A 5,667-nucleotide genomic window follows, 5' to 3' on the forward strand; every position below is an offset into this window, starting at 1 on the left:
TAAAAATAAAAAAAGCCAAGAGTCAGAAAAAAGCCATAAATAATAAAAATAAAACAAAGGAAAATACATAAGGAAATTTTAGAAAATAACACTCTCAGAAAATAGTAAAGAATAAGTATTAACACTATATAAATAATCATAAAACATAAAAGTTTAATCTATAAGTATAAATATATTAAAGTAAAAGAAAGTGGGAAAGCAAAAATAAATTATTTCAATATATAAATGTGATCATGATCTTTATCTTTATTTATATCTAAAATCTTACATAAACAAAGCAATAAAATAGAAGTAAACTAAAAATCATACATTAAAGCTAAATATCATATTTCCATATAATAATATATTTTAATAATAAATAACAAAAGAAAAAAGCAGCGACCTATAAAAGTCACTGCCACCAAAAACATAAAAAAAACCCCGCGACTACCCGCTCTCCCAGTCCGTCTCCAGACAAGTACCATAGGCGTGGACGGGCTTAACTTCTGTGTTCGGTATGTTTACAGGTGTTACACCGTCGCTATCATCACGAGGATTTAAACTATTTTATTTTTAACTCCCTCTTAAGAGATAATTATAAATTGCATAAGATTCTAAACCACAAGTACCTATATCTTTAGATCAAGTCCTCGAGCAATTAGTATCGCTCAGCTGAGTACATTACTGCACTTACACATGCGACCTATCAACCTGATAGTCTATCAGGGCTCTTACTTCATAAAGAAAGGGATACCTAATCTTGAGGGGGGCTTCGCACTTAGATGCCTTCAGTGCTTATCCCGTCCCAACTTAGCTACCCGGCTATGCCACTGGCGTGACAACCGGTGCACCAGAGGTTAGTCCGCCCCGGTCCTCTCGTACTAGGGGTAGCTCCTCTCAAGTATCCTACGCCCACGACGGATAGGGACCGAACTGTCTCACGACGTTCTGAACCCAGCTCGCGTGCCGCTTTAATGGGCGAACAGCCCAACCCTTGGAACCTGCTTCAGCTCCAGGATGCGACGAGCCGACATCGAGGTGCCAAACCTCCCCGTCGATGTGGACTCTTGGGGGAGATAAGCCTGTTATCCCCGAGGTAACTTTTATCCGTTAAGCGACGGCCCTTCCACTCGGAACCGCCGGATCACTAAGCCCTACTTTCGTACCTGCTCGACGTGTATGTCTCGCAGTCAAGCTCCCTTCTGCCTTTACACTCTAATAAATGGTTTCCAACCATTTTGAGGGAACCTTTGGGCGCCTCCGCTACTCTTTAGGAGGCGACCGCCCCAGTCAAACTACCCACCTGACAGTGTCCCTATACCGGATTACGGTATCAGGTTAGAATTCCAGCATTATAAGGGTGGTATCCAAAGGACGACTCCACCAAGACTGGCGTCCTAGTTTCTAAGTCTCCCACCTATCCTGTACATACAATACCGAAATTCAGTGCCAAGCTATAGTAAAGCTCTACGGGGTCTTTCCGTCCGGTCGCGGGTAACCGGCATCTTTACCGGTACTACAATTTCACCGAGTGTGTTGTCGAGACAGTGTCCAGATCGTTACGCCTTTCGTGCGGGTCAGAACTTACCTGACGAGGAATTTCGCTACCTTAGGACCGTTATAGTTACGGCCGCCGTTTACTGGGGCTTAAGTTCACTGCTTCGCTTGCGCTAACAGATCCCCTTAACCTTCCAGCACCGGGCAGGCGTCAGCCCATATACTTCATCTTTCGATTTTGCATAGACCTGTGTTTTTGGTAAACAGTCGCCTGGACCTTTTCACTGCGCCCTGCTCTCACAGGGACCCCTTCTCGCGAACTTACGGGGTTATTTTGCCGAGTTCCTTAACAACACTTCTCTCGCTCATCTTAGGATTCTCTCCTCACCTACCTGTGTCGGTTTACGGTACGGGCGAATATGTTCTCGATAGAAGCTTTTCTTGCCAGCGTGAAATCAGTTACTTCCCTACTGAAATTTCGGTACTCATCACAGCTCAGGCTTATGCACGACGGATTTGCCTACCGTACACCCTCACTACTTGACCCAGCATATCCAACAGCTGGGATAACTTATCCTTCTGTGTCACTCCATCTCTCAAACAAACATATTCGGTACTGGAATATCAACCAGTTGTCCATCGACTACGCCTTTCGGCCTCGCCTTAGGTCCCGACTAACCCCGGGGGGACGAACCTTGCCCGGGAAACCTTAGGTTTTCGATGGTATAGATTCTCACTATACTCTCGCTACTCATGCCAGCATTCTCTCTTGTGTAACGTCCACCGGATACTTACGTTTCGGCTTCACCCTTTACACAATGCTCCCCTACCACTAGTTAAACTAATCCTTAGCTTCGGTATCTGATTTTAGCCCCGGTTATTTTCGGCGCATAATCACTCGACCAGTGAGCTATTACGCACTCTTTAAATGAGTGGCTGCTTCTAAGCCAACGTCCTGGCTGTCTTAGCAATTATACATCCTTTCCCACTTAATCAGAATTTTGGGACCTTAGCTGAAGGTCTGGGCTGTTTCCCTTTCGACCATGGAACTTATCTTTCACAGTCTGACTGCATGACTAAAATATATGGCATTCGGAGTTTGATATGGTTCAGTAAGCAAGACACCCCCTAGCCAATTCAGTGCTCTACCTCCATTATTCATCGTCACACGCTAGCCCTAAAGCTATTTCGGGGAGAACCAGCTATCTCCGTGTTCGATTGGAATTTCTCCCCTACCCACACCTCATCCGAGCCTTTTTCACAGACACCGGTTCGAGCCTCCACGAAGTTTTACCTTCGCTTCACTCTGGACATGGGTAGATCACACGGTTTCGGGTCTACAGCATGCAACTATCGCCCTATTCAGACTCGGTTTCCCTGCGGCTTCGCTGCTTAACAGCTTAACCTCGCTACACACCGTAACTCGCTGGCTCGTTCTACAAAAAGCACACCATCACTTGCGCTCTGGTTGCTTGTAGGCATAAGGTTTCAGGTTCTATTTCACTCCCCTCACGGGGTACTTTTCACCTTTCCCTCACGGTACTATTCTCTATCGGTCATCCAGTAGTATTTAGCCTTGGGAGGTGGGCCTCCCATATTCCCACAGGGTTTCACGTGTCCCGTGGTACTCGCAAGGCGTATCAACTATATAATGCTTTTCGCTTACAGGACTATAACCTTCTTTGGTGTGCCTTCCCATACACTTCTGCTAAACACTATATATCTCAATACGCGGGCTGTTCCCCGTTCGCTCGCCGCTACTAGGAGAATCGATTTTTCTTTCTCTTCCTCCGGTTACTTAGATGGTTCAGTTCGCCGGGTTCCCTCCTACCATGCTATATATTCACATGGTGGTACTATGTCTTCACATAGTGGGTTGCCCCATTCGGAAATCTGCGCTTCAAAGTTCATTTGCAACTAAACGCAGCTTATCGCAGCTTATCACGTCCTTCTTCGGCTCTGGATGCCAAGGCATTCACCTTATGCCCTTAATAACTTGATCCTAAGATATATACGATTCGATTGTAATTATAGTTTTTTAACCAAACTTTAATTCTTTTTGTTTTAATGATCATTCATTAACTTTCTTTGTCGATTCGTAAAAATACTTGTTTTGTGTTTCTACTTATGCAATTTTCAATTATCTCTTAACTCTTTGTTAAGTCATAATGCTATTTTCTTCGTAAAAGCGTTGCTTTTACTCAAAAGCATTATTCTCTTAACTCATTAAGAGTTAAAACTAAGATACTAACTTAATAATACCTTACTTTTAAATCTTAATTCATGGTGGGCCTGGGAGGACTCGAACCTCCGACCTCACGCTTATCAGGCGTGCGCTCTAACCACCTGAGCTACAAGCCCCCATTTTTATATGGTGGAGATGAGGAGATTCGAACTCCTGACCCCCTGCTTGCAAGGCAGGTGCTCTCCCAACTGAGCTACACCCCCATTGTTAGGTCATTAACTTCTTTACAATTGAATAAAGAGAATAAGTTTGAGATATTAGTCACTTTTTTCTAAACTCTTAGAAAGGAGGTGATCCAGCCGCACCTTCCGATACGGCTACCTTGTTACGACTTCACCCCAATTACTGATCCCACCTTCGACAGCTGCCTCCTAATGGTTAGCTCACTGGCTTCGGGTGTTACCAACTCTCGTGGTGTGACGGGCGGTGTGTACAAGGCCCGGGAACGCATTCACCGCGACATTCTGATTCGCGATTACTAGCAACTCCGACTTCATGCAGGCGAGTTGCAGCCTGCAATCCGAACTGAGATCTGCTTTTTGAGATTAGCTAGGCATCACTGCTTCGCAACCCTCTGTACAGACCATTGTAGCACGTGTGTAGCCCAGGTCGTAAGGGGCATGATGATTTGACGTCGTCCCCACCTTCCTCCCTCTTTCAAGGGCAGTCTGTCTAGAGTCCTCAACTTAATGTTAGTAACTAAACATAAGGGTTGCGCTCGTTGCGGGACTTAACCCAACATCTCACGACACGAGCTGACGACAACCATGCACCACCTGTCTCCTTGTCCCGAAGGAAAGCCTAATCTCTTAGGCGGTCAAGGGATGTCAAGACCTGGTAAGGTTCTTCGCGTTGCTTCGAATTAAACCACATGCTCCGCTGCTTGTGCGGGCCCCCGTCAATTCCTTTGAGTTTCACTCTTGCGAGCGTACTCCCCAGGCGGAATACTTAATGTGTTAACTGCGGCACTGAGTTACCCCAACACCTAGTATTCATCGTTTACGGCGTGGACTACCAGGGTATCTAATCCTGTTCGCTCCCCACGCTTTCGCACCTCAGCGTCAGTTATCGTCCAGTAAGCCGCCTTCGCCACCGGTGTTCTTCCTAATCTCTACGCATTTCACCGCTACACTAGGAATTCCGCTTACCTCTCCGATACTCAAGTTATTCAGTTTCAAGTGCACTTTTCCGGTTGAGCCGAAAACTTTCACACCTGACTTAATTAACCGCCTACGTGCTCTTTACGCCCAGTGAATCCGGACAACGCTTGCTCCCTACGTATTACCGCGGCTGCTGGCACGTAGTTAGCCGGAGCTTCCTCCTTGGGTACCGTCATTATCTTCCCCAAAGACAGAGCTTTACGATCCGAAAACCTTCATCGCTCACGCGGCGTTGCTGCGTCAGGGTTCCCCCCATTGCGCAATATTCCCCACTGCTGCCTCCCGTAGGAGTCTGGGCCGTGTCTCAGTCCCAATGTGGCCGATCACCCTCTCAGGTCGGCTACTCATCGTTGGCTTGGTGAGCCGTTACCTCACCAACTACCTAATAAGACGCAGGTCCGTCTCATGCCACCGGAGTTTTTACCTCTGCACCATGCGGTGCTGTGGTCTTATGCGGGTTTAATCCAAGTTTCCCTGGGCTATCCCCCTGCATGAGGTTGGTTACCTACGCGTTACTCACCCGTTCGCCACTGTCCACTTACAGCTTCACCCGAAGGATCAATTGTAAGCTTCTCGTTCGACTTGCATGTGTTAAGCACGCCGCCAGCGTTCGTCCTGAGCCAGGATCAAACTCTCAAAATAATATCGTTTCAGCACTAAGGCTGATACTCATCTTGGTTGTTCTTAATTCCGACTCATATCTCAAATTTCACTGACTTAAATTACATTTCTGCTTTTTAATTCGTTCTTCTTATTCTCTTATTCTTTTGTATCATTAGCTCGCTG

The 5,667-nt window shown here is 46.2% G+C and carries 2 tRNA genes and 3 rRNA genes; all 5 read right to left on the reverse strand.

Annotated features, from left to right (window positions below):
- Positions 1–417 precede the first annotated feature (417 nt).
- A 5S ribosomal RNA gene (gene rrf, locus NSA01_RS09585) occupies positions 418–534 on the reverse strand.
- Positions 535–617: 83 nt separating this feature from the next.
- A 23S ribosomal RNA gene (locus tag NSA01_RS09590) occupies positions 618–3,478 on the reverse strand.
- A 282-nt stretch (positions 3,479–3,760) separates the two neighbouring features.
- A tRNA-Ile gene (locus NSA01_RS09595) sits at positions 3,761–3,837 on the reverse strand.
- An 11-nt stretch (positions 3,838–3,848) separates the two neighbouring features.
- Positions 3,849–3,924: transfer RNA gene (locus NSA01_RS09600), tRNA-Ala, on the reverse strand.
- Positions 3,925–4,004: 80 nt separating this feature from the next.
- Positions 4,005–5,523, reverse strand: a 16S ribosomal RNA gene (locus NSA01_RS09605).
- The 16S, 23S and 5S rRNA genes sit together here with 2 tRNA genes alongside, the layout of an rRNA operon.
- Positions 5,524–5,667 lie beyond the last annotated feature (144 nt).

The organism is Anaerofustis stercorihominis (assembly GCF_024623185.1).
In the GTDB taxonomy this organism is placed as follows: domain Bacteria; phylum Bacillota; class Clostridia; order Eubacteriales; family Anaerofustaceae; genus Anaerofustis.